Annotated in this window: 23 protein-coding genes and 1 pseudogene; 13 read left to right on the top strand and 11 right to left on the bottom strand. The window is 42.0% G+C overall.

What is annotated here, in order from left to right; all coding sequences use genetic code 11:
• Positions 1-23 precede the first annotated feature (23 nt).
• From BTO10_RS15740 to BTO10_RS15705, 8 genes are all read left to right on the top strand, one after another.
• A complete protein-coding gene (locus BTO10_RS15740; RefSeq protein WP_105025171.1) occupies positions 24-785 on the top strand; it encodes a helix-turn-helix domain-containing protein in 762 nt (253 codons plus the stop codon).
• A 240-nt stretch (positions 786-1,025) separates the two neighbouring features.
• A complete protein-coding gene (idi, locus tag BTO10_RS15735; RefSeq protein WP_105025170.1) occupies positions 1,026-1,577 on the top strand; it encodes an isopentenyl-diphosphate Delta-isomerase in 552 nt (183 codons plus the stop codon).
• A 494-nt stretch (positions 1,578-2,071) separates the two neighbouring features.
• Positions 2,072-2,884: a bacteriorhodopsin-like gene (locus tag BTO10_RS15730; protein WP_105025169.1), complete on the top strand. Its 813-nt coding sequence runs from the start codon at positions 2,072-2,074 to the stop codon at positions 2,882-2,884.
• Between the two features lie 81 nt (positions 2,885-2,965).
• Positions 2,966-3,838 (top strand): polyprenyl synthetase family protein, encoded by an 873-nt coding sequence (locus BTO10_RS15725; RefSeq protein ID WP_105025168.1) that lies wholly within the window; start codon positions 2,966-2,968, stop codon positions 3,836-3,838.
• Positions 3,819-5,426, top strand: a complete 1,608-nt coding sequence (gene crtI, locus BTO10_RS15720) for a phytoene desaturase family protein (protein ID WP_105025167.1) — start codon at positions 3,819-3,821, stop codon at positions 5,424-5,426. Before BTO10_RS15725 ends, crtI begins: the two co-directional genes overlap by 20 nt.
• A gap of 2 nt (positions 5,427-5,428) precedes the next feature.
• A complete protein-coding gene (locus tag BTO10_RS15715; RefSeq protein ID WP_105025166.1) occupies positions 5,429-6,349 on the top strand; it encodes a phytoene/squalene synthase family protein in 921 nt (306 codons plus the stop codon).
• Positions 6,330-7,565: a lycopene cyclase family protein gene (locus BTO10_RS15710; RefSeq protein ID WP_105025165.1), complete on the top strand. Its 1,236-nt coding sequence runs from the start codon at positions 6,330-6,332 to the stop codon at positions 7,563-7,565. The genes BTO10_RS15715 and BTO10_RS15710 overlap by 20 nt, the downstream gene beginning before the upstream one ends.
• Positions 7,550-8,452, top strand: coding sequence for a Brp/Blh family beta-carotene 15,15'-dioxygenase (locus tag BTO10_RS15705; RefSeq protein WP_105025164.1), 903 nt, complete (start codon positions 7,550-7,552; stop codon positions 8,450-8,452). The genes BTO10_RS15710 and BTO10_RS15705 overlap by 16 nt, the downstream gene beginning before the upstream one ends.
• 333 nt (positions 8,453-8,785) lie before the next feature.
• Here the strand turns inward: BTO10_RS15705 and BTO10_RS15700 are convergent, their stop codons facing one another.
• The 3 genes from BTO10_RS15700 to BTO10_RS15690 all read right to left on the bottom strand — a co-directional run bounded on the left by BTO10_RS15700 (position 8,786) and on the right by BTO10_RS15690 (position 12,376).
• On the bottom strand, positions 8,786-9,427 hold the full coding sequence (locus tag BTO10_RS15700; protein ID WP_258098944.1) for a hypothetical protein: 642 nt from the start codon (positions 9,425-9,427) through the stop codon (positions 8,786-8,788).
• Between the two features lie 888 nt (positions 9,428-10,315).
• Complete coding sequence (locus BTO10_RS23520; RefSeq protein ID WP_170222476.1) at positions 10,316-10,477, bottom strand: hypothetical protein; 162 nt, start codon at positions 10,475-10,477, stop codon at positions 10,316-10,318.
• A 267-nt stretch (positions 10,478-10,744) separates the two neighbouring features.
• Positions 10,745-12,376, bottom strand: a complete 1,632-nt coding sequence (locus BTO10_RS15690; RefSeq protein ID WP_105025162.1) for a methyl-accepting chemotaxis protein — start codon at positions 12,374-12,376, stop codon at positions 10,745-10,747.
• Between the two features lie 187 nt (positions 12,377-12,563).
• Between BTO10_RS15690 and BTO10_RS15685 the strand changes: the two genes are divergently transcribed.
• Positions 12,564-13,475: a LysR family transcriptional regulator gene (locus BTO10_RS15685; protein ID WP_258098938.1), complete on the top strand. Its 912-nt coding sequence runs from the start codon at positions 12,564-12,566 to the stop codon at positions 13,473-13,475.
• Positions 13,476-13,903: 428 nt separating this feature from the next.
• On the opposite strand, the gene BTO10_RS15680 is transcribed toward BTO10_RS15685, so the two are convergent.
• The 3 genes from BTO10_RS15680 to BTO10_RS15670 form a co-directional block, all read right to left on the bottom strand.
• Positions 13,904-14,161, bottom strand: a complete 258-nt coding sequence (locus tag BTO10_RS15680) for a hypothetical protein (protein WP_105025161.1) — start codon at positions 14,159-14,161, stop codon at positions 13,904-13,906.
• A gap of 229 nt (positions 14,162-14,390) precedes the next feature.
• Positions 14,391-14,639: a hypothetical protein gene (locus tag BTO10_RS15675; RefSeq protein ID WP_004741731.1), complete on the bottom strand. Its 249-nt coding sequence runs from the start codon at positions 14,637-14,639 to the stop codon at positions 14,391-14,393.
• A gap of 450 nt (positions 14,640-15,089) precedes the next feature.
• Positions 15,090-15,947, bottom strand: a complete 858-nt coding sequence (locus tag BTO10_RS15670; RefSeq protein ID WP_105025607.1) for an AraC family transcriptional regulator — start codon at positions 15,945-15,947, stop codon at positions 15,090-15,092.
• A gap of 156 nt (positions 15,948-16,103) precedes the next feature.
• On the opposite strand from BTO10_RS15670, the gene BTO10_RS15665 reads away from it, so the two are divergent.
• Positions 16,104-16,820 carry a sugar isomerase domain-containing protein gene (locus tag BTO10_RS15665; RefSeq protein WP_105025160.1) on the top strand — a complete coding sequence of 239 codons (717 nt, stop codon included), beginning with the start codon at positions 16,104-16,106 and terminating at the stop codon, positions 16,818-16,820.
• Positions 16,821-17,051: 231 nt separating this feature from the next.
• Here the strand turns inward: BTO10_RS15665 and BTO10_RS15660 are convergent, their stop codons facing one another.
• From BTO10_RS15660 to BTO10_RS15650, 3 genes are all read right to left on the bottom strand, one after another.
• A complete protein-coding gene (locus BTO10_RS15660) occupies positions 17,052-17,453 on the bottom strand; it encodes a YunG family protein (protein WP_004741734.1) in 402 nt (133 codons plus the stop codon).
• Positions 17,454-17,696: 243 nt separating this feature from the next.
• The gene (locus BTO10_RS15655; protein WP_105025159.1) at positions 17,697-19,205 is read right to left on the bottom strand and encodes a DUF3360 domain-containing protein; all 1,509 of its coding nucleotides are present in this window, start codon (positions 19,203-19,205) and stop codon (positions 17,697-17,699) included.
• A 411-nt stretch (positions 19,206-19,616) separates the two neighbouring features.
• The gene (locus BTO10_RS15650) at positions 19,617-19,904 is read right to left on the bottom strand and encodes a YciI family protein (protein ID WP_004741736.1); all 288 of its coding nucleotides are present in this window, start codon (positions 19,902-19,904) and stop codon (positions 19,617-19,619) included.
• Positions 19,905-19,993: 89 nt separating this feature from the next.
• On the opposite strand from BTO10_RS15650, the gene BTO10_RS15645 reads away from it, so the two are divergent.
• Positions 19,994-20,326, top strand: a complete 333-nt coding sequence (locus BTO10_RS15645) for a winged helix-turn-helix transcriptional regulator (protein WP_004741737.1) — start codon at positions 19,994-19,996, stop codon at positions 20,324-20,326.
• 168 nt (positions 20,327-20,494) lie between these two features.
• Here BTO10_RS15645 and BTO10_RS15640 read toward each other — a convergent pair whose 3' ends face one another.
• Entirely contained in the window at positions 20,495-21,553 is a 1,059-nt protein-coding gene (locus BTO10_RS15640; protein WP_105025158.1) for an aminotransferase class I/II-fold pyridoxal phosphate-dependent enzyme, read from the bottom strand.
• 437 nt (positions 21,554-21,990) lie between these two features.
• On the opposite strand from BTO10_RS15640, the pseudogene BTO10_RS15635 reads away from it, so the two are divergent.
• A pseudogene (locus BTO10_RS15635) lies at positions 21,991-22,518 on the top strand (patatin-like phospholipase family protein); the annotation flags it as partial.
• Positions 22,519-22,522: 4 nt separating this feature from the next.
• The gene (locus tag BTO10_RS15630; protein WP_105025157.1) at positions 22,523-22,855 is read left to right on the top strand and encodes a hypothetical protein; all 333 of its coding nucleotides are present in this window, start codon (positions 22,523-22,525) and stop codon (positions 22,853-22,855) included.
• Between the two features lie 395 nt (positions 22,856-23,250).
• Here the strand turns inward: BTO10_RS15630 and BTO10_RS15625 are convergent, their stop codons facing one another.
• Positions 23,251-24,108, bottom strand: a complete 858-nt coding sequence (locus tag BTO10_RS15625) for an endo alpha-1,4 polygalactosaminidase (protein ID WP_105025156.1) — start codon at positions 24,106-24,108, stop codon at positions 23,251-23,253.
• Between the last annotated feature and the right edge of the window lie 357 nt (positions 24,109-24,465).

Below are 24,465 nucleotides of genomic sequence, written 5' to 3'. Positions count from 1 at the left end.
CTATTTGAGGCGGTTTGAACGAAATGGACGAACAACTATCATTCGAAATTTGTAAGTTACTCAAAAGAGAGCTTAAAAGGTGCAATATTTCATATCGTGCACTCGCGGCGGAACTGGATATATCGGAAATCAGTATTAAAAGGTTACTCAACAGTTCTCAACCACTTTCCATTCAGAGGCTAGTCGCGATAGCTAACCTCACGGACATGCCGCTATCAAAGCTTCTTGCGGAGGCTGAAGAAAACATTGCTTCTATTCCCGTGTTCTCTAAACAACAAGATGACGCGTTTTTTGAAACCCCAGCTCTTTTCTCGTTCTGGTCAGAATTAGCAGAAGACACTACCGTTCAATGTATTCAAGAAAAGCACAAGCTAAACGATGCTTCAGTGCACCTCTATATTCGACAATTAGAAAATCTCAACCTTATCGAGATAGGTTCTAACAATAAGTACAAACTGCTCTTACCCAAAGAAACCGCCTTTGTAAAAGGGGCGAGATATCCCATCTATTTCAAATCTCAGGTGTTAAATGGTTTACAAGAACGCGTCATTAACTTGCCTGAATCTGATGATGATGCCTTTCTCACCAGCTTCAAAGCTGAGTTGACGAAAGATGAGTTTATCGAGATTAATAACATGTTAGACAACTGGCTATTTAACAAGCTGCGAGAAAGACAAGCGTTTGATGGTCGAAGGTATGAAGAGGTGAAGCCTTATACATTTGGTTTTATGGGAGCTCAAGGGGAGTTCCATGGTCAGATGCCAGCAATAATGAATCTAGTTTAGCTAGCTTTGTTGATGAAGGGGCGGGAATCCATCATCCCATGTTTATCTTGGGTAAGTTTTGGTCTATCTGGTCAAAGGGAAGCAAAAATGTCTTATGTCGGCACCGTTATTCAAACATAGAGCCTTGATGCTTGGCATATATCGCTTCTCTTAGCGCCGACTGATCTTTCTTGGCACAAATTGGCTATAACTAAATGTTGCGGGTAAAGCCAAGGTTTGGTGAAGAGGTGGAGGAGCGAGATGAAAGATCAAGTCATACTAGTGACGGAAGATGATGTGGAAGTCGGTCACTGCGAAAAATTGAAAGCCCATATAGACGGAAAGTTGCATCGTGCTTTCTCATTGATGGTCGCAAAAAAAACGGCCGAGGGATATGAGTTTTTGCTTCAAAAGCGAGCATGTGGAAAGTACCACAGTGGCGGCAAATGGAGTAACAGCTGCTGCTCTCACCCCCGTCCAGGTGAAGCCTTAGAAGATGCGGTTCAGCGCCGTGTTGGCGAGGAGCTAGGCACCAGCAAACTATTACAATTTACCTCTCTCGGGTCATTCATCTATCAAGCCCAACTCGAAAACAACCTTACAGAGCATGAACTCGACCATATCTTCTTGAGCTTTACCAATCAGCTGTTGTTAGCCCCAAACGCATCTGAAGTGAGCGAGGTTGAATGGTTTTCAATCGAGTCCATCCAGGAGAAGCTTCACCAACAGCCTGAAGCGTTTACGGTGTGGTTCCCCGACGTTTTTTATAAAGTGGTCGAGCACCTTAAGGTAGAGTCAGAGAGCGCTGACTAACGCCAATCTACAAATGAGATTTAACGCTGCTTATCATCATTACTGTCCTTATTCGGTTCAGTCTCTTTAAGCACAGTTTCTTAAGACTCATCCATTTTTAGAGAGTAAGCATGTTGGGTTTGCGCTGGAATAATGTGTTGTGGGGCGACAGCACACACTTGGGCAAGAGTTGTGTTGAGAAAGTATTTACATTAGGAAAATACAGATAGCTATCATATGCGAATATTAACCAGCTAACAGCTCTAACTTGTCCATTGCGGCCACACAATCCTCTAGGTCCTATTCAATACCCGTTTCCACTCACATCGTTCAGTCATTTTCTTCAGCCCCTTCCAAGTATGTAAATTGTATTGTCAATAAATTTATGTTTGTAAATGTTTCTAATTTGCAGGAGGTTGTGATCATTTTGTAACAGTTGACCGTAAGGTCTTGTGAAAAGCGAGGAGTTCACGAGCAGTACTCGCGATAATCATAGCGAAAGAGAGACAAAAATTATGGACATTAAACTATCAGCAGCAAAGCTCGGCGTGCGGAAATCGACATCTTTCAAAATAAACCTAATCGCAGTAATCATGTTCACTGCATTTTTCTACTCAGGCAGTGCTAACGCTGCTGCAAACCTCCAACCAGATGACTTTGTAGGAATATCTTTTTGGTTAATCTCCATGGCGCTAATGGCGTCGACAGTGTTCTTCTTGTGGGAAACACAAGGGGTGACTGCAAAGTGGAAAACGTCATTGACAGTATCCGCTCTCGTGACTCTCATTGCCGCAGTACACTACTTCTACATGAGAGATGTGTGGGTTGCGACAGGAGAAACTCCAACCGTTTACCGATACATTGATTGGCTCCTTACCGTGCCGCTTCTGATGATCGAATTTTATCTCATCTTGAGAGCAATCGGTGCGGCTTCGCCGGGTATTTTCTGGCGCTTACTCATCGGTACGTTGGTCATGCTGATACCTGGTTACATGGGCGAGGCGGGTTATATCAACGTTGCTATCGGGTTTGTGATAGGCATGCTTGGTTGGGCCTACATCCTGTACGAAATATTCTTCGGTGAGGCGGGTAAAGCTGCCACTAATCAAGCTAGTGACTCTGTAAAATTTGCTTACAATCTAATGCGCTGGATAGTCACTGTTGGTTGGGCAATATATCCTATCGGCTATGTGCTGGGGTACATGATGGGGGCAGTAGATGACGCCTCTTTGAACCTAGTCTATAACCTTGCTGATGTAATCAACAAAATCGCTTTTGGTCTGCTCATTTGGTACGCAGCAACTTCTGAAAGTCAAAAGGAAGCTTAGCCAGTTAGAGAGCCGACCTTGTTCGGCTCTCTTTAACTTCGCAGAGTTACACTCACTCACATCAGTACATAGGTGGCACACATGAATAGTCCACTGAGATTGTCATTAGCAGATAAAACCAAAAGCGTGCAAAGACAGTGCGAGCGCTTCCTGAACACCCAAGTAGCCGGTCATCAACCTGCAGACTATCATTTGAAAACCGGTGGTAGCCGTACGAGAATGAATATTTGTATCGATGCTTCCCTCTCTTTGGGATTATCTGACAGCGATGCTGTTAGGCTCTCAGCATCGATAGAGTTGATGCACAACGCATCCCTAGTGCATGACGACATACAAGACCATGATCCAATGCGTCGAGGTATGGAAACGGTGTGGTCCAAATTTGGGCACAATGTTGCTATATGTACAGGCGACTACCTCATCACTAAGGCCTTTGGCTCACTCGCGTCGGTGTCTTGTTCTGGAGCTTTGCCATTGCTGCTGGAAGAGATGCAACAAGCCGTTAGCGAAACGATCTATGGCCAGCTTGAAGACTTAATCACAAAGGAGGTGAAGTCAGCTAAGCAATATGAGCAGATTGCGGCGAAGAAAGCCGGTCCGCTACTTTATCTGCCGCTCGTTCTTCCACTCGTAGCATCCAATGAGACCGTTTCAGTTTCGATAGCTAAGCGTTCTGCAACCAACTTTGCCGTCGCTTACCAGATACTCGATGATTTGTCCGACAGCGTGGATGATGGCTCCAAGTCCCGACCAAACTTGCTCAACTTTTACAAGCAACACAACGATCCATCTACGGCGTATAAGCTGACAGTCCAGCGCGCTCGTTATCTTCTGAAAAGTTGTGAAAGAGACTTTGGAAAACTCCCTAATGATTGCGCTGCAGGATTTTTGAATAAAACGGTATATTTACTCGGCGAGCTTGAGAGGCATACGCATGAAAGCAGCAACCAATAAGCAGTCTACTCCAAGCGCTGTAGTTATCGGTGCGGGTTTCGGTGGAATCGCTTCAGCCCTAAGGCTAAGAGCCAAAGGCTATGAAGTTACGATTATCGACAAAGGCGATCAACTGGGAGGCCGGGCTCGGGTGTTTCGTCGTGGTGGCTTCGTTTTTGACGCTGGACCTACAGTAATCACAGCTCCTTTTCTCATCGATGAACTTTTTCAGCTTTTTGGAGAGAAGACGCAAGATTATGTGACTATTGTTCCTGTCTATCCTTGGTACCGTTTTCACTACCATGATGGCTCTACGTTTGACTATGGCGGCTCATTGAACCAAATCCTAGCGGAAATCGAGTCCATTTCACCCGAGGATGTGGACGGATATAAGCGGTTGCTAAGTACATCGAGAGGCATTTTTGACATCGGTTTCACCAAGCTTGCCGACGAGCCTTTCGACAAACCAATCTCCATGATCAAGCAGATTCCAAACCTAGTCAAACTTGGATGTTACAAAACAGTCTGGCAACTTGTCTCTGATCACCTGCAACATGAAAAGTTGAGACAAGCTTTCTCGATACAACCTCTATTAGTGGGTGGCAACCCATTTGACACAACCAGTATTTACAACTTAATACACTTTTTGGAACAAAAGTGGGGAGTGCATTTCGCCATCGGTGGTATGGGGGCTCTCGTCAAAGCGCTTGAACAGTTAATGCGAAGTAAAGGCATAAAGATCCGTTTAGGTGAAGAGGTTGAAGGTGTCATCGCTGAGGAAAAGAAAGTGACAGCCGTTGATCTTAAGGATGGCAAAAGGATCCGGTGCGACATCGTTGTTTCCAACGCGGATCCGGCATATCTCTATAAGAAGATGGTGCCAAGAGATCAACAACGCTGGTCAGCCAAGGTAAAAGCCAAATATTCGAAGTTTTCAATGGGTCTATACGTTCTCTATTTCGGTACGACTAAACGGTTCCCAAATATCGCGCATCACACCATATGGCTAGGAAAGCGTTATGAGAGCCTTCTTGACGATATATTCAATCGCCAAGTACTCGCGGATGACTTTTCTCTGTATGTCCACCGACCAACGGCGACTGACCCAAGTATGGCGCCAGAGGGCTGTGACAGCTTTTACGTATTGGCACCAGTGCCGAACTTACAGTCGGGCGTAGATTGGGAAAAAACCAAGAACAAATATGGCGACCAGATCATTGAGGCACTCAATAACAGTATGATGCCGGGGCTGTCAGATTGTATTGTTGAACGCTTCTGCATGACTCCGAAAGACTTTGAGTGCAACTATAATAGTGTCCATGGTGCGGGCTTTTCAATCGCTCCAACACTCACTCAGTCGGCCTATTTCCGTTTCCACAACCGTGGTGAAGGTCCGGAAAACCTATTTGTGGTTGGTGCGGGTAGTCACCCAGGTGCAGGGTTGCCCGGCGTACTTTGCTCGGCAAAAGTGTTGGATAAAATAGTTCCCTCTGTCGAACCGATAAATGCTAGCGACTCTAACATCATTTGGTTAAATAGCGATGGCCAGTTAACACAGGATGTTGCCTCTCCCAGCACTAAAGGGGCTGACCAGGGAAGTGGAGGTTAATTATGAAAAATCCAGCGCTCCATAGCTTGGCAACTCATGGTAAGACATTCAAATTCGCAAGTCTTCTACTTAGCAAGGGACAGGTAGAACAGGCAGCGAGGCTCTATCAGTTCTGCCGTTGGGTTGACGATATAGCAGATGAAACACAGGACAAAAGCTTTGCGAAAGAGATGCTAGACAACGTGAAGCAACAAATCATTACCGGCAAACCACGGCATAAGATAACCGAAGATTTCCTAATATTGTCCGGTGAATTAGGTATACCCATCAACCATGCTCTGACTCTCATTGATGGTGTTTCTAGTGATTTGAATGACGTCGCCTTTGTTACTGAAGATGAGCTCATCGAATACGCCTATAAAGTCGCTGGGGTTGTAGGGCTGATGATGTGTCCGATTCTCGATGCTAAGCCGCAAGGTACTGCGCATGCAATCGATCTTGGAATCGCTATGCAACTAACGAATATAGCGAGAGATGTGATGGAAGACGCTCAACTCGGGAGAAGGTACTTGCCTCTTGAATGGTGTGGAGTCAGTACACATCAAATCGTCGAGGACTCAGACACAACGGTTCGGCCACAGGTTATGCAAGCGATCAGACGTACACTCGCGCTGGCAGAGTGCTATTACCAAAGTGCGCGTCAAGGGTATCGTTACCTGCCACCGCAAAGCCGCAGAGCAATTGTTGTTGCAGAAGCTGTTTACCGAGAGATAGGAGTAAAACTTGAGCGGCAAGGTCTGCGCTATTGGCAAGGGAGAACCACAATTACGCTCGGGGGCAAATTATGGTTAGCGTCTTCCAATTTAATCTCTTTCAAAGTACGCGAGAAAGCACCTCACAATCACGACTTGCACAAACCGTTGAGCAAGATAGTCGGTTTTGACAGGCTTGGGCCTAAATCAAATGGTCTTCCACACCAATAACCGGCCAGTTGTGCCGTGTTCGTCAACAACCCCCCAGTCGGAATATAAAGCTGATCTCGTGATGGTGGGGGTAGGACTCTCCTCTTGCTCGTTAGTGCTTGCTCTGATTGAAGCCGGATATTCGGGCGAAATAGTTATGCTTGAGCAAGCCGATGTCGTGAATACTAATAAAACATGGTGTTATTGGAGTGACAAGCATATGCCCCGTTATCTATCTCCTCTTGTGAGTAAGCGGTGGCGTCACTGGCGTGTTGCAGAGACAAAGCAATCTGTTTCTAACAACGAACATGGCTACCATTGCATTAAAGCGGCAGATTTTTTTAATTACTGCTTTGAACGTTTTGCCAATCACGGAAAAGTCACCATGCTTTTCAATAAAGCGGTGGATGATATTGTTGTGGGTACCAGCACGGTCACGGTCCGTTCCGATGATTTCAGCATCACCGCAACACATGGTTTCGACAGTCGTCCTCCTCCGCCTACCAATGTTGATAGAGGTAGCTTGCTCCAGTGTTTCACGGGCGCTTGGGTGGAGAGTACAAAGCCCATATTTTGCCCTCAAACCGCCCATTTAATGGCGGATATAAAAACAGTGGGTGATGCCATTGAGTTTATTTACATCCTTCCTCTAAGTCGGAGAGAAGCGCTGATTGAAGTAACGCAATTCTCCCCGAAAGCCAAATCATTACAGCATCTCCAACAAATGACGCTCGAGGTGCTAGATACCTTTGGCTTGAGTAGCGAAGATGTGACTGGTTGGGAGGGAGGGATCTTGCCAATGACAACCCATATTGACCCAACTATTGTCAAGCAAAAAGGCAGTAATACGAGCAACCAATGCCGAAACATAGGTATCAGAGGTAACTGTATCAGAGCGGCTACAGGGTACGCTTTCTCTCAAATTCAACAAGACAGCCAACGCATAGCTCGCCAAATCACAGGGCAAAAAATTGCAACTTACGAAGAAAAGAAAATATCGTTGAACGCCGGGCTATACACATGGTTAGATTCTATCTTCCTAATGGCTCTCACTCAGCGTCCTGAATTGGCACCTGAGGTATTCAAAAGAATGGCGAGGGGAACAACAGGTGAGCAGTTTGCGAGATTCATGACTGAGCGCGCTTCGGTGCTTGACCTTCTCAAGGTTATTGGCTCTATGCCTAAACGAGCCTTTGTTCGAGCTGCTTGGGAGACCATGAGATGGAATCGGCGATGACTCATCCCCAATCTCGGCTTTGGCCATTGTTTTGTGTTTATGCCGCCACTTTGGCATTCCTTAGTTTATGGACATCTCATGGCGATATGGCAGTGCTTGTGCTGATTGCGGTTTTTGGTATACCACACGGGGCCTTAGACGTACTCATGATGATATGCCTTTCAAAAAATCTTAATGGTAGTGATGGCTTAAATAGACAAGTTCGACTTGGTCTGTATGCGTTGGCCTACTTGGTGGCCGTTATTTTTTGTTTGTTTTTGTGGATGAAGGTACCAACGATGTGTTTGGTGCTACTGCTGATTCTCGCCGCTGGACATTTTGGGGAAGACTGGACTCCAATGGCTCGAAAAAGCAGAGTTTTATTAGGAGTTGTAGTCGTGACACTACCTTCCATTTTCCACCCTAATGCCCTTAACAGTTACTTCGTTGTTCTGGGGGTAGATGAGTATCAAGTAAGCAACGTGGTAACGATGATGAATTTGGCATGTTTTCTATCGTGCATAGTACTAATTACTCAGTTTATTAAGCACTCGATGGAGTTTAATCTTTGGGTAATAAGCCTTTTCATTGCCGCAGCGCTCTTACCAGTTCTCCAATATTTTTGCCTATATTTCTGTGCGTTGCATGCGCCGCTTCATACTCTAGACGTCAAGCAGAGCAACCGATTGTCATGGAACCAAGTATTTAAAGCGGCGTTATTGCCGACTATTGGTGCGGCACTCATCATGATTGCTTTTTTTTACTGGCTTCCAGATAAAGGATTGTCTGCTCAACTTCTTAATACGGTTTTTATCACTTTGTTTGCGCTGACCGTACCTCACCTTTTTCTCACCCGAGTTTACAATGGACGTGTACGAACGCCCGAAATGATAGAACCAAACAAATAGTAATGAGAAGGCGTATCACTCTGCTGATCCCAGTTTAGTATTATAGGCAGGTACTTCACGATCGATTAGTCGTTTCTAGTCATATTAGGCATTTGCCCTAGCATCCCATCTTCGCCGAAATGAAATGTTTCAAGTTGGGCTCTGGGTGTAGAGCTCGACTTTATTGAGCTGGTATGGAGTGCTTCATATTTTGTGCTAGCGGCGTAAAGCTGCCCAGAAAAAGGGATGCTGGTGTCGTAATTTTCAAACCATACTGCCATCGCTTCCGTTAGCAAATTATCAGATTTGTCGACATGCGCTAAATAAGACTTGTGGTTGGCAAATATTCTTAGGTCATGGACTAAATTGGGCGTTGTCATCCTGGAAGACCGCAGCCATCAAAAAGCCTGGAATCTTCTGATGCCATATGTCACAGACGGTCTCGAATGACATAGCTAAACTTTGTATTTGACCAGGTTTTACATAACGCTTCGTAAATCCAAATAGCGGAGGCCCTTCTTCTCCACCGCCATCAGACTTCATGAAGCCAGCAAGATTGCTTTTAAATTCGTACTTTACACCCGAAGCTGATTTCGTGCGGATTTTTGTCTCTTCGTTCCATCCGCCAAACACGGTTAACGTATCTGGGTTTTTAGACGAATAATCATAGGCATCCCATACAGGCTCTTTTTCAGTAGATCGAGACAAGTAATCGTTAAACGCATCGGCACTTCGGACCCATAAAATATGCCAATATGTCAGAGGATCTTCTGTATCAGGAAAGGCAAAGATAGCCTTTATGTCAGGGTTTTCTTCGTAAGCTGACTTCGAATGCGTTTGGTACGCCTGCTTAAATTCAGCCAGTTTCTCTTTTTTGATATGACGCTTTCCATAAACAAGAATCGGGGTTACGTGTGCCGAGCCAGAGGGAACAGCAGTTTCTTCAAATAGGGGTAAAACGGGGTTTGCTTGTTCGTTATCATCTTTTTTTTGCATGTCTTCTCCTAACTGAGTGTTCACCTCTATTCTTGATAGTTAAAGTTTAGTTTTGATTCTTTTAGCACGAGCATCTTTTATCTTAGGTTTGATAAAAAAGTATGCTGCTTTACGTTCTAAGGACACCTTATACACTGTTGTCTCTTGTCTGTTCTGATGCCAACAGACCATCCCTGGTTTTGTGGTACGAAGTGTAATAAGTTGCTGGGTGATTTCTCGTTGTCTCTTCATATTTTTCTCCAGTTAATTCTGAGTGAAATATAAAGCCTAGATACAAAAAAACCTCTGGCGATGAATCACTCAGAGGTCTTTTATTGACGCAAACCACTACCTCCTGAGTCGCCTCATGGTGGTAGTGGTGGTTTTTACGTTTAGGTAAATTTTGTTCATGGAGATAATTATTAACACTTTGTAGCCACCCACACAAGGTAAATTAAGATTCCACTAAATAGTGCTCGTGATAGTCGTAACAGTATATTCAGCGAGAAATAGTTTCTCCTTCCTATCGTGAGGATTTTTCAAGAGCTCGGCCAACTTCATTCGAGATGGAATTATAGGGGAAGTCTGTTGAGCGCATTTTGACTAGCCTTCGTGGGACATTAGCAGTAAGTGCGTAATGGCATTAGCGCATTGAGCCCATTGATCTGTTGAAGAAAGCAGTAAAATCATTGGAGTAGGGCTGTCTATCTGTTTAACAAACCAAAGGCCTCCTGATACAGAGCCTTTGGTTAATGAGAGGTTTAAGCTTTTACTCTGGATTGAACAAAATCCGTTTTAGAAAAGTTAAACATAAGCGAGCAATGAATAAAAATCGTGATGGGAAGCCACTTATTATTGTGCTCAGTATTTACGAGTAAAGACAAATGGAGAATGTCATACAAGAGCAGATTAACTTAAGGGTTTAGTATCACTCAATTCTAATAATAAATATTTGCCCACTATTTGAGGAGATTGTTTATGTTGGTGTTCATCTGTCAGTTTACAGTCGCATAAATCATTAAATTCAGCGAAAGAAACTGGTGGACCTAATATATCCGAGTTCTCATCCATCTTCACGCTCCTTTAAAAAGTTTCACTGCGTGACCAATGCACAGATACTAAAAGCGGACTGCGAGGTAAAGCCTGAGATGGTATGCTTTCACAATAAATGCTGTTGGCTATTTTCTCATGCTATCGCTAATATCACATCTGTAAGTTAAATATGAATATTGTCACCTATTGAGTGTAGACTAAACTTTTCCTGTTATCCTAACTTCTAGGGTAAATATGCTTTCAATCTAGCAGGTATAACCCACGAGAGACGTTAGGAAAGGAATGTCAGCACTTTATAACTTTAAAGAAAGCAAGTTCGTTGTTTTGTTTTTTTGCAAACGTAACAAGTTTATCAGTGGCAGACTGACACTGCTGCACGGCACTTGCATTTTCATTGACGAGGTCGCGTGCTTTGATCGTAGTGACTGCAATACTTTCTGTAACAGAAAACTGCTGATGAGAAGCTGTAGCAACTAATGCATTCATATCTGAAATAGTCTTAACCGACGCATCAATTTCCTTAAATGCTGCCATCACTTTTTCCGATATATCAACAGATGCTTTTATCGACTCTACATCAGATATGATATTGTCATTCGCCTGCTTTGATTGGTTTTGCAAGCGCGTTATGATTTCTTGAATGCTGCGCGTAGATTCTTGTGTCTTACCCGCTAAACTTCGAACTTCATCTGCGACCACCGCGAAACCACGGCCTTGCTCTCCAGCCCTAGCAGCTTCAATTGCAGCATTCAGCGCCAGTAAGTTTGTTTGTTCTGATATAGAACTAATAATATTCGTCACTTCACTTATGTTTATTGCACTATTCTTTAGATCTTCAATCAACCCCGCCGTCACTTGAATAGATCCGCTCATTCGGGAAGTAAGTTCTGTTGACTCTTGCAGTAAATGACTCCCATTTTCAACACTCGACAAAGCAATTCTTGTTTGCTCTTCTGCTTGAGTCGCATTTGAGGAGACCTCACGAGCTGTACTCGACAGTTGGCTGATAGCTGTAGAAATTTCGTCAACCTGAGCTAATTCAGTCTGAGCATTATTCGCTGTACTTTCCATTACCGTTGATAGCTTGCCGGTTGCTAAATTAGATTGCTCTGAAGATAACGTTAGTTCATTAATTAATGAGGTCAATTGCGCCATTGAACGGTTAAAACACTGTCTAATCTTGTAAAACTCATTTTGGGAGGGTTCAGCATTTATTAGTTTAATCTCACCTTTAGCAAAGCAATCTATAGCTACTGAGATATCGTCTACATTTTTTAGAATTGTTTTGCTTGCGAGAAAAAGAATAAGTGCTGAGATAAGCCAACTGATGCCTAAAGTGATTAAAGTCCATAGCTGAAGATTTTCTAATGATACCCTCTGATCGATGGCGCGCTGAATAAGCAATGCCTCCTCTCTTCCAGATGCTTCATCAAGTATACTTCGTATCTTATCAACATACGCCTTTCCTGTCGCTTCGTTCACAAATTCAGAAGCTGCTTTATTCGACCCTATCTCCCTAATCGCGATACCAGCATCTAACACTTCACTTTGCCAATTGTTCACCTCGGCAAGAACCGAGTTAAACGCTATCGTTTGGGTGTTATTGTCTTTAGTTAGTTCAATCAAATCCTCAAGTGCTATATGAATCTTCTTTTTACCTTGGTAATAGGGCTCAAGAAAGTTCTTGTTTCCCGTAATCATATAACCCCTGTATCCAGTTTCCATATTAACAACTTGCTCGACTGCTTTATCGACCTCAAGCATCACTCGATATGTATGATTAACCCAGTGACTATTTTCACGAATAATTTTATTGGAAGAACTAATAACCAAAAACATTGTTAGGCATGACAATGATATTGCTGACATTATAATAATAAATAACCATTTTGTAGGTGTGTTTTCTAACCTTGACATATAAAATCCATTTTATGACGTTGACTGATTTGAGGTTTAGTATATGAAACAATACACCATGCGCTTGTTATACCCTAGACACATTATTAAATAGCAGTTATTCAAAAATGGTATAGATTAAAACCACTTTACTAATGTGGTTAATGGTGGGAGAATTCATTTAAAATTAGAACTATCAGTAGTAATCATGGATATAGAATCTTTAAAGATGTTTGTAGTTTTAGCCGAACACTTAAACTTTACCGAAGCTGCAAGCACACTAGAAACAAGCCAGCCTACCTTAAGTCGGAAAATTAGAAATTTAGAAAAAAAGCTCAATGTGACATTAGTTCATCGAATCGGAAATAAGATTAGCCTCACACCGCATGGTGAAAATTTTTTGGAGTCCACATTAGATATTTTAAGCTTAGTCGAATACAGCGTCGAAAAGCTCCAAGTCCAAAAGCAAGGTATAAACGGTCGGTTACGGATAGGGAGTTTATCTTCCATGTCGAGATTTTTAGTGCAAAACTTTCTACCTACATTCCACCAAAAATTTCCCAACATTGATATCCATTGGCGTACCTTATCTGTCGATAACTTAAAAGTGATGGATAATATAGACTTGGTTATTTCTCCCATAGAACCTAGTGACGATAGGATTGTTTGTCGTAAGTTATCTCAGTTCCAGCGTGCTTGTTACGCTTCACCTAAATACCTCAACGAAGCGAGTATGCCGACATCCGTTGATGAACTGAAACAACACCAGTGTATTACCCAGGTGAACAGGGTAGGAGTCGAACGCTATTGGCAATTGGAAAACTCAGATGGAGAAAGACGCGAGGTTAGTGTGGAAGGACAAATGACAACAGATTCCATCGACATTGCAACTTCTATGGCGCTAGAAGGCTTAGGTATTGCCTTACTTCCGATTACGCATGCTAGAGAGTATGTGTTAAGTGGTCAATTAATACCGTTGTTCCATAACTTATGGTTCGAAGTAAATCATCTCTATGCTTTCTATAAGCCAAGTCTACATACTCCTAATCGTTTTAAGTTATTTATTAATGAGCTTGAAGAGTTTCGAAAGCAGTGGCAAAACGGACTCAGCTACACTTAAATGATTGGACCCAAAATGGGGAGCGGGAAGTTGCTAGATAGGTAAAACTAAGGCCTCGTGATCACTTGGCCTTAGTTTTTGAGAATCGTAGAGCCTGCATTTCTAAAAACTCGACTATGTAGGTCGGTACTGATAATACCAATCTGTATTATCAGCGCTTGATACCATTTTCTCCTATGTTTGGTACAAGCAATTCTTACATCAAATCGGCAAAATAATGAATTCTTTCACTTTTATGAGAATCGATTATTTCTTGTTTTGAGAGTCTTGGATTTTTTTTGCAATCCACTGATGCAAATGAAGCCCCGTTTGACGCTTTAAGAGTAAATCTATCCCAACTAAAATTAACAGTCCAATTATTGTACCCATAATCATCTCCACACTTGTTATCGTTTGTAATTCAATTAAATCAATACTTGTTAGTATTTTTAATCCATCGATTTCATCATTTCATCTATATCAAATCCACCAAGTTCCTTTAGGTTATTCTTAATCTCCTCATCTATAGATAATTGACGTTCAACTTGTTTTAATTTTTTCTCAAGAAATTTTTCAACTTCTTGGGATACATTGAACATAAGCCCTTGTTCACGCGCTGCTTTTCTCGCTAGTTTAAGGCGAGCATCCAAGTCTGAAGGGATTTTGATGTTCAGTGATACTTTGGATTGTTTTTTTTGCAATGACATGTTGGTTCTCATTTTTAACTTGAGAATACTATAAAGTTTTCTACCTTTTTAGCAAGAAAATTTTAAAGTTTGCCTCTGTCTAAAGCAAAACAAACACCACATCAAGGCGAAAATACCTAATATTTATTGAGACTTAGTCCCATCTCAATGTTAGACGATATAGCCCAGCTTAGTGTGATCTACGTTAAATAAGTCGAGTCAGTGCAGCAAATTGACAGTAAAGATGATGTTACACACCGCCAGTTCCCGCTGTAAGAACCCCTACCAACAGTTGCGACTTCGCCAAGTTTTCTAATTCATGGTCACACATTGATTTAAACGTTTCATGCGCAATTTGGCTATTTTCTGCTTCTATAATGTCACCTATTGGCTCGAACTCTTGCTCAATAAGTTGAGCGTTTTCTCTCGCAAATGAGTCACTATGTACATCTAAATGTGTTGACGTTGTATCTTTCTTATAAAATTGAAATGAAGTCATATTTACGTCCTGTGTGGTCACTAAGTATTCGAATTATGGTAGTTAATGACATATTCAACATCAACAAGTTCTGTGAGTAAAAGTGTGTCCAGATATTTAGAGCTTTTTATCTATTAGATCAACTATGACATGAAGAAGTTGGGGCTAGGAGTGCTGAGGTAAGTCGAGGAAGATAAATTCGTAAGATGGCTTGGGATGTTCTTGGTAAGCATCTCTAGATTTAGCACGTTTCTCTTGTCATATAACGCATGCTGTAAACAAGAATCGGTGTTCTTTGTGCCTTGCCCGTGATGGCGGTAGTGACTGAGGAAAGCGCGTTTTCTACGCTAAAGTAAATTGGGTTCTCGGAGTTGATAAATAACTCTGTATGAACCCTTATGAGACGACTGAAGTGTCAAAATAGACAGGAATATATCGTGTAAATCAGACAAGACTTGAATAAACTATTGTTCATCTGAATTTCTGACGGTACATTGAAGGTGATATGCCTTTGTACTTTTTAAACAGGCGATTAAAGTTAGATCGATTAGTATAGCCTACTCTTTCTGCAATTAAGTTAATGGGCTGCGACGTTGTTGTGAGCAATTGAGAAGCATGATTCAACCTTAACTTTGTCAAATAGGTGATGTAACTTTCGTTAAAGTGTTGTGTGAACCAACGATGTACAGTGTTTTCACTTACATGTACGTAATTGGCAAGCTTTTTCAAAGTAATATCTGATGAATAGTGCTGATCTATGTACTGGCAAACCTTATCTATTTTGCTGAAATCATTACTAGCCTTTTCTTTTTCTCCTCGCGAATAATAGGGCAGTAGCTCGATAACATGTTGATCAGAGCACAGTTCTCCCAAAACCTGAATGAAGACTGCAAGCTGCGCAATTGGGGATAGTTCACTAAAGTTAATGAGGTGTTGGTAAACCTTCTCTGCTGTTTGTGTTGTAAATCTTATACCTTTGTTGGCATTGCGAATGATAGGAGCCAACTGTCGAAGCTCGGCACTGCTGTACATGAGTTGGCCGATCCACTCCTCTCTGAACCAGATGACATGAGTTTCACACGGATGTTTTTCATCTGAATCTCGTGATTCGAAGCTATGGGCAAGGCCTGGGCCAATTAGTAGTAGTTCGTTGTGTTTTATCTGTCCTTCAAAGGTTTCAATTCTCGATTTACCTTGAAAGTTGCGATGCAAAACCAGTTCAAATTCTTGATGAGCATGCCAACTTTCCGGTTTGAAGGTTTCTTCAAATTTTTTATAGCGCCAGGACCAGCCATGCCTTTGAGGTATTTTCTGTATTGTTGCTTTCATTCCAAGCCGTTTTAAATTATTGGTTATGTGAACGCATATTGACACGTATTGTTCAATGATCAATAAAAGTATCACTTTTTAGTGGAATAGTATCACTAATGTAAGATAGGGCTGATATGTTTGAATCATCGTCAAAGAGTACAGGAGAACACAAGCATGTCTGAATACTTGAATCGTTTAATACCAAAGCTTACCTCACTTGTGGAGGTCAACCAAAAGGCGTTATCTCAAGCAACGGAGTTATTTGCTCAAGCTATTGTTAACGACAATATGATACAAGTCTTAGGGACAGGTCACTCGCACATGGTTGGTCTAGAAGGGTTTATTCGAGCTGGTGGCCTTGGCAATGTCAATGCTATCTTAGACTCGGTGCTACTAACCAATGATGGTGCACTAAGAGGTTCGGCTATGGAAAAGTTACCAGGATTAGCCGAAGTTATTTGGAATGAACAGAATATTTTAGCTAATGATGTAGTGATGGTCATTTCTAATTCAGGGCGGAATGCTCTCCCAATAGAGTTCGCACAGATTGCTAAGTCTAAAGGACATCAAGTTATTGCGATAACGTCGATCGAACAGTCATCAAAATATCCAAGCCGCCATAGCTCTGGTCTAAAGCTGATGGATATCGCTGATGTTGTTATTGATAATCAGGTTCCGCCTGGTGATGGCCTATGTAATGTAAACGGAAAAGTGACGGGCGCTTTTTCAAGCATAGCGGGCATGATGATCATGAACATGTTAGTTGTGGAGTCCCAGAAAGCAGCATTAAACCAAGGTTCTACACCGCTGATTTTCTCGAGTCAGAATGTTGATGGTTTCGACAATGACTATGTATATCAGCATTTTGGATCTCGATTAAAATCTATGTAGATAGGCGCTAGACAATTAGCATTGAAGTAACAATGGGTAAGCGATATGTTTCGATTACACCCGGTAGGATGTTCCAAGCTAATCATTCGAGTGATACACATAAAATAAAGGATTGTTTTTAGATATAAATTGGTAATGGATTTTCCCTAAAATAGAGAACTTAAATTTATTCAAATTAATAAACTTGAGCCCACTTCGTAGTGGGCTTCTTTAAGTCATATACCTTGAGCCTTAGGTTGAGATGGACTTTTCTTCCTGCTCGCGTTCCAACTTACTACGTACCAAATCTGATAGTCTCAGATAACGGTCAGCTCCATTCTTTGGTAGTTCACTTGGCCTTTCGAACGATAGAGGTTCTTTTAACTCCTCTGTATCCCAAAACTGATCACCAGTCGAGTCGAATGGAGTGCCGTCTGGTAATTCGTTTGAATAATGTACGCCGTCTTGTTCTTCACCCACAAAAACTTTCCATAGCACTAACTTCCCACCAAAGTAGTCATTTATTATGAGTGAGGACATCCCGCACTGCCCACGGCTCGGGTTGGACGGGTTCCAATTTTCTGGGTCATCAGTGCTGTCTATAGACCAACTGTCCTGAAGAGCTTGCAATACTTCGCTGAGACTTGGATTCATATGTATTCCTGTTATTCCTTCGCGATATAAAACCCCAACCATTATTGAGGAATCAAGTTAACGATAGTGCTAATTAATTGTAATTGAGTAACTTTGACTAACTTGTGACTTTCGATTTTTGAGCAACGATAGCATTGTAACACTGTGTTGACGGAGTCGGCTGAGTTAGCCAAGCAATCATAGATAGATAAATTAAGGCTTCAAAGCCTTTGTATTATTATGGAAATTAGCTATCAGTCTAGCTTAACGAAAGCTTGAGATAAGAGCTGGAATCCCTGGTAGAAGGCCGACCAACGCCATCACGCTTGTCAGTACAACAAACATAATACCGGGAAGAACCCAGCGGCTCATCTTACTTAGTTCACTGCTACGCTCTTTACAGCCGACCAATCCTAAATTGTCTAGCAGCATAGTGATTGACCAACCAAATGCCGGATTGACGAGTGCTGATGAGAACACAACAATCGCTGCCGATTGCGTGGTTTTACCCTCACGCGTCATCTCCATTCCCGCCTCTAATAGTGGAACGAATACACCCACAATCAGGGCGACACAAAGTACAGGTTGCCAAATAGCTAAGTCCATTGGGTAGCCCCAAATAGCGGCGATGATACAGAACAGAGCCGTTAGTAAAGCACCCGCAGGGATAGGACGTTTCGCAATCGCCGCAGGTACGATGTAAGTACCCCATGAAGACGTAAAGTTAGTACCACCAAGTAGCGATCCGAATGTTTGACGAATAGACGCTGTAGTCATGGTGTCATCAATGTTCATATGTACTTTGCCAGTACGCTCTGGGTAGCTGATCTTTTGGAATACTTGATGCCCTAAGAAATCTGGCGACCACATCGCCACCGCAAGAATCGCGAACGGCAGTACTACCATGAAGTGTTCAATTGTCGGTAGGCCTAACATCCAACCTGTATTTTCTCCCCACCAATACATAGGGTTCATGTTAGGTAAGCCTGGCTCGGTGTGGAAAGCAAATGGCGCACCCAGAGCAAATGCAATCGTACCACCCAACAAGCAGCTAAGAGGCACTGCTAGCCAACGCTTGCGGAAATGCTCCAATAGCGCGTACAGAATAATGGTACAAAATATCACCACAAAAGCGATGTGGCTCATGCCGATGCCTTCGGCCCAAGCGAACAGTTTTTTCACCTGAGAAGCGGTGCCCACAAATCCAAGGTAGAGCAACAAGCCACCACACACGCCTTTACTGGTGAGGTTAGCCAACATACTGCCACCTTTACTGATGGCTAATAACAAGCCGAAAGCGCCAATTAACAAGCCGAATGCCATAGGGTGCCCTCCAGCTGCAACTACGATAGGGATCAATGGAATAAGTGGGCCGTGCGTACCTGCGAGGTTGGCCGTTGGTAGTAGAAAACCAGAAAAAAGGATGATAAAGACAGAGGCAATAAGGAGTTCGTATCGAACGTTTTCTAGAATAAAGTCTTCATTTAACCCAAGCGCTCCAGCAAAAGTGGCAGCAATTGCACCGACCATTACTACTTTACCAATGGTCGCAGCCATCGCAGGGATGGTGTCTTCTATCTCAAATCGATAGTCTTTAAACGGTAAATTTGGACGCCAGCGCTTCGGCGACATGATTTGTAATTCGTGCTCTAGATACTTTTCTCGGGATTCAAACTCTGAGCTTGGTTTGTGTTGTTGTTCATAGGAGAGTTCGTCCTCATGGGTCTGAGGCTCCTCTCTTGGTATATTTACGGACTCTAAAGTACTGCTCATTTTGATTCCTTTCTTTCACACTCTAAGGTGTGTTGTTCCAACAAACGTTATTGACTCATGCAGATGTGCAAACAATGCGTCAACTTATAATTAAAGATTCGTTAATATTTAGTTGTTGGTACCTTATACCAAACCCAAAAAAACAAATAGACTCAGGTAGTTAGACATTAGTCGTAGAGTGCCTTGGCTTGCGTGGAAGCCGCAAGATAGTTTGTTTTTTGTAGGAGGTTTAGCTTCAGGATTAATAAGGTATCGTTCAGTATGAAAGTGCTAGGTTAGAAAGACTCGAGAAAATCGATCGGTTCATGTTTTGTAGCGCACTTGTTGTGATTAGGGAGGGAAGAAACAGAGGCCGTTTAATGGGGGACAAGAATAGCGTCAGAAATCAATTATTGACGCCAAGCTCTTTTGTTAGGCTACGATACCTTGATAAGCTTTAGAAGCCATTACAGGAATAAATTCAGCAATTGAATACGTGACAGCTCCGCTTTTAATGAATGGATCTGAATTTAATACTTGCTCAAGCTCTCGTTTACTTGCATGTTGCGAAATAAGTATGCCCCCAGTTCTAGGTACTTTCCTCCCACCAAACAATAGATTGTTTGATTTATATTCTCCTTCAAGATAATTCTTATGCTTATCAGTTAGCTCTGGAGTTATTTTTGTCATGTCTGTAAAGGTCATATCTACTAGGTACATATAATTCTCGCTTTTCAAATAAATTGATATAAAATTGCTACTTATTTCGTAGCGAATTATATTGCTACTTTTTTAGAAGCGCAAGATTTATGACAACACCATTACCTAAAAAATTAGTAAGAGGATCTAGCTCGGGTATAGCCATCATGGCTTTATTCGATCTGTTGGGCCGAAAGTGGAATATGAGGATCATGTGGGAGCTGAACTCTGAACCTTTGAGCTTCAGAGGACTACAACAACGATGCGACAGCATGTCCCCTTCGGTTTTAAATACTAGGATTAAGCAGTTAACTGAAGCTGAGTTAGTTTTTACAACATCGGAAGGCTATAAACTAACAGAGTTAGGAGTGTCTTTAATGCAAACACTCGACCCTTTAAGAGATTGGGCGGCAGAGTGGGAAGATAAAATATCGAAGCAATAATAGCTTAACAGATAGACGTTAAATGGATTGAATTATTATCTGCGATAAAAGAAGCCGTCTGTGATAATCAACCACATTTCAAACCAAATAGACTGCATCCGCATATAGGAGTATGTAGATAGGTAAGAAAGTGGTTGGTTGAAATCCTACGAAAATGAGAATGCAAGGCTATTTTAGTCTGTAGATAAAGTGCTCAAGGTCGTGTGTGTTACCAACGATCCTTAGTCGACAATACTCTTTAGTTAATGTGCTGTCTGTTAGTGCAAAATGGTGAGCGGACTCGACCAATATTCCGCGGTCATCAAACCAGCTAGCTAAGCTTTCACCTCTTTTATAAGCCAAAAAAATCGGCGTCTCGTCATTTGTCGGCACGACTTCTATTCCGCATTGTTGTAGTTCGTCGATCATCGTCTTTTTGATTTCCCGGCAATCTGTTTTGCACTTCTCAAGAAAGCTGTCGATATTTGGTAACACATCACAAGCGATCTTGATTGACGTTAATGATGGTGTGAATGGGATAATGATTCTTGACAAATAATCTCGTAAATTAGGAGAGACTACAGCGTAGCCAAGACGACAAGATGCTAAGCCTAACCCCTTAGAAAAACTACGTGTTACCACTACATTATTAAATTCGTTGGCAAACTGAGCCATACTCTCACTCTTTTTTAAATAATCCCCATAAGCCTCATCGATTAAAAGTATTGAGTCAGAATCTTGACAAGCCTCGACTACTGGCTCTAATTCCTCGCGAGAGTATGCTCGACCGGTTGGATTGTTTGGGTTGTCAATATAAACAATTGATGGGGCAGTGGTTCTGATCTCTTCGCAGAAAATAGGAATAATGCCAGGGCTATATTTGAGGGCATTATAAGAGCCTCCGAGCTGTATAAACTCAGATACTGCATCCACAAATTGGGGTCCCAAGCCGAGCATCGTCATATTGTCGCCGAGTAACTTAGAGAAAATCGTCGAAAGCATGGGCATAGAGCCATTAGAGAAAAAAACGCGGTCCGGAGCGGTCCCGATATAGTTAGCCGTCAACACTGATAACTTCGCGATATGGTTAAAAGAGTAATAATCGCTTAGATCATCGAGTAGTGTCTCTTTTATTGCATCAGATAAGGGTGGAGCACCGTTGGGGTTCGTTCCAAGTCGGCAATCAATAGTGTATAAATTGCTAATGTAAGAGGCGTGATCGCCTCTAATTCTTTGATTAATATTCATGTTGTTTACTCAACGCTATCTAACTTTATAGAAGCTTAGTTACCCTAATGCTTCTTGAAACTACCTTTTAAAATTGCTTAGGTTTTACTGGAATTTTGTTTCAAATTCACTGGCTCTAATGCGGTTCTGACTGACCTAGCGATTGCTTTAACAGTAGTGTATGCCACACAAACAAGAGGAAAATTGAAAGCGTTTCTTGATTCCTTCAGTAAGCGTTTTATTGCATATTTTACAGTTGAGTTGAAGGACTCATTCATTAAGTTAGGGCTCTCCTACGCTTTTATTTCCAGTTCACGATAACGTAGTCAAAAAAATTAAACCCTAATTTGTTTCACCTATACCCCTTTAAATCAATGAACACATTGGCTTTTCGAATACTTTTGAGTCGAAAAGTGCCAAGGGTAAATGTGCACTTAATCTGGGGCCATTGTGGGACAGTTGCTGCCAACGTCGCGGCTGAGAAAGAGGTTTGGCTCAAGCCCGGATTTCTTTTTGATGCCATTCGTACCTCTATCTTCCTTCCGCTGTTCTTTACACCTCATGCCATCAATGGCGAAGTGCTTAATCCTGTACCGATTGCACCAACCTTCGGCGACAACACAGATGTCACGATAGCTGTGGTGAACTTAGGCGGCGAACCTGAACTGTTTAAACAAGAAGTGACACCAGTTTCCCTGCCGACGAAAGAGAGCAACCTGCACGATAAGGTTGCTAATTTTATCGATAACCTAGGCAATAACGTCAAAAGTAAAATGAGCTTCAACTTTGCAGCTTACGACATTGCCAACCAAGCGTTTGATGCGATGCAGTCGACCATTGCTCGCCAGAAATTAGCCGCTTATCCTGCCGATATTACCCTTGAAGTCCCATGTAATGCCTGTGGCACCTTAGAGTTTGAACGCTCAAAGAAGATGATAGATAGAGGCTATCATTTGGCACAGGCGACACTGGGTAGCAGACTTTAATTTGATGGTTACTGACTCGACGAAGAGAGTATTTATAGAAACGGAACTTAAACAACTTGAACTCAACGATCTGATGGCAACAAAAAATGTCATCGTGCTCACCAGCGTAGAAGAGCAGGCGATATCTTGGCTAACACGTTACTATCAAAAAAACGCTGATATTCAGATTATCGAGAACGCACACCAGCTAGATACTGAAGCGACTTTGACACAATGTCGAAGCGGCCTTAATGACGGTAAAAAGGTCATACTCACCGCGCAGTTTCGTAGTCAACTTCCTATCATCAATATCGCGTCACTGTGTAATGAGCCGCGCAAATTATTGATCAATATTTAGCCTCTCAGTGTTTGTCAGGAAGTTATGATGTGTCCGCTCGTTATGAGTTACCTTACTTTCCTTTTCAACCTACCAACCTTTGCCAAGGTAATTAATCGTTTACTACCTTGAGGAATGAGGCAATGTAACAATGCTAAACTGTACAAAACAGCATCAATGGAAGCGTTGAAGTAGGGGATCTGTAATTATTCGATTGATAAAACTTAAGCTTCGCACTTTCGAGGCCCTTGTTCTTGTGGCGAGTCAGGAATAAGGCAATACCTTTTGGTTCTGTGCTCAAGATTTTGGACAATAGCAAACTCTATAGTGCACACATTTTTTCTCTAGTCGCTATATATAATAGTTAAACCGCTCTAGATAGTTTCGGTACAGTTATTTTTAGGATTACGCGTGCTTTACAAACAGCTAAACCTAAAACTGTCGTTTAAATCCAAAGGTAAGATTAGGGTGCTAAATAGATTGTCCCTAGATTCTTGGCAGATTGTTGCTCTCTCATTTGGGTTGTTGACATACTTATCTAAGTACTCCGCTGTTAAAACGGGCTTACCGTGATTAATAAAGGGCAGCAGTGCGTCACATTCGTTGTACTCAAAACATTGTTCGTTAACAGCAAAGTCAAAGTACTCGACTAGTTCACCTATTTGGTCCAGGTCATTCTTTAATCCGACCGCAAGGCCTCTTTTATGCGCCTCATTTGCAATAAATCGATTGTACGCGAGCTGATCTTGAGACGTCAGATTGAAACCAGAGTTATTGGTGTACCCATCCATATTATCAGGTTCAACACCATCACAACCTTTGTTCTTGGCAATATCCAGACGTTTTTTCATGATTGAATGAACGTTCGCTGAACGAATATCAAGCCAGCGTTCGTTGTCCCAGCCATCAAGAGTGTTTCCAAGTGTGTTTGGCAAGAAGAGTTCTTTATCATCTCGATAATCCTCATAAGAGCCTGCTGAAAAATAACACACCACTTTTATTCCTGATTGTTGTAATTTTTTTATTGTCGTGTTTCTCGTATCAAAAAGGTCTACATCATAGAGAGCGACAGAGTAAGAGGTGTTTAAATTGCCTTCTAGCTGCCATTGCCACGTGACTGAAACAGGCGGGCGGTACCAAGAACCGGTCATAATAGGAGCGACGTTTATATCAAGAACGACCGGAGAGCTAGACTGCTCGGGTTGGGGTTTATTATCATTTGAATTGCAGCCAGAGCTGCTTACTAAAAACAGATAGATTAATAATTTTTTCATATGAGATCGTATTTTTTATGGTTCTTGTGAATGTACATCGTGTAAATCTTATTATCAATAATTGTTTGGTGTTGTTTGACTTGTCGCCAAATTACTTTCAATTGCTGTTTCATTAATGGGTATCTAATGTTAATAGGGGAGGATTGCGTATCTGGATTTTGGATCGATAGTTGATCATTAATCATGCAAGTGCAGGCTGTTATTATGGCGAGAGTCTTTACTTTTTAATTGTAAATATTATGTATTGGCGTCTCGTATGAAGAGATCGGCGTAGATTAATTACCTTTACCTGACCACTTTATCGTAAATTTAGATTTTAAAATAAATTAGGTTTTAATGATGGTTAATATTTTAAAT

The sequence above is a fragment of the Vibrio chagasii genome (assembly GCF_002954585.1).
GTDB lineage: Bacteria > Pseudomonadota > Gammaproteobacteria > Enterobacterales > Vibrionaceae > Vibrio > Vibrio chagasii_A.
The sequence above is the reverse complement of the archived record's forward strand: the minus strand, read 5'-3'. Positions and strand labels throughout refer to the sequence as shown.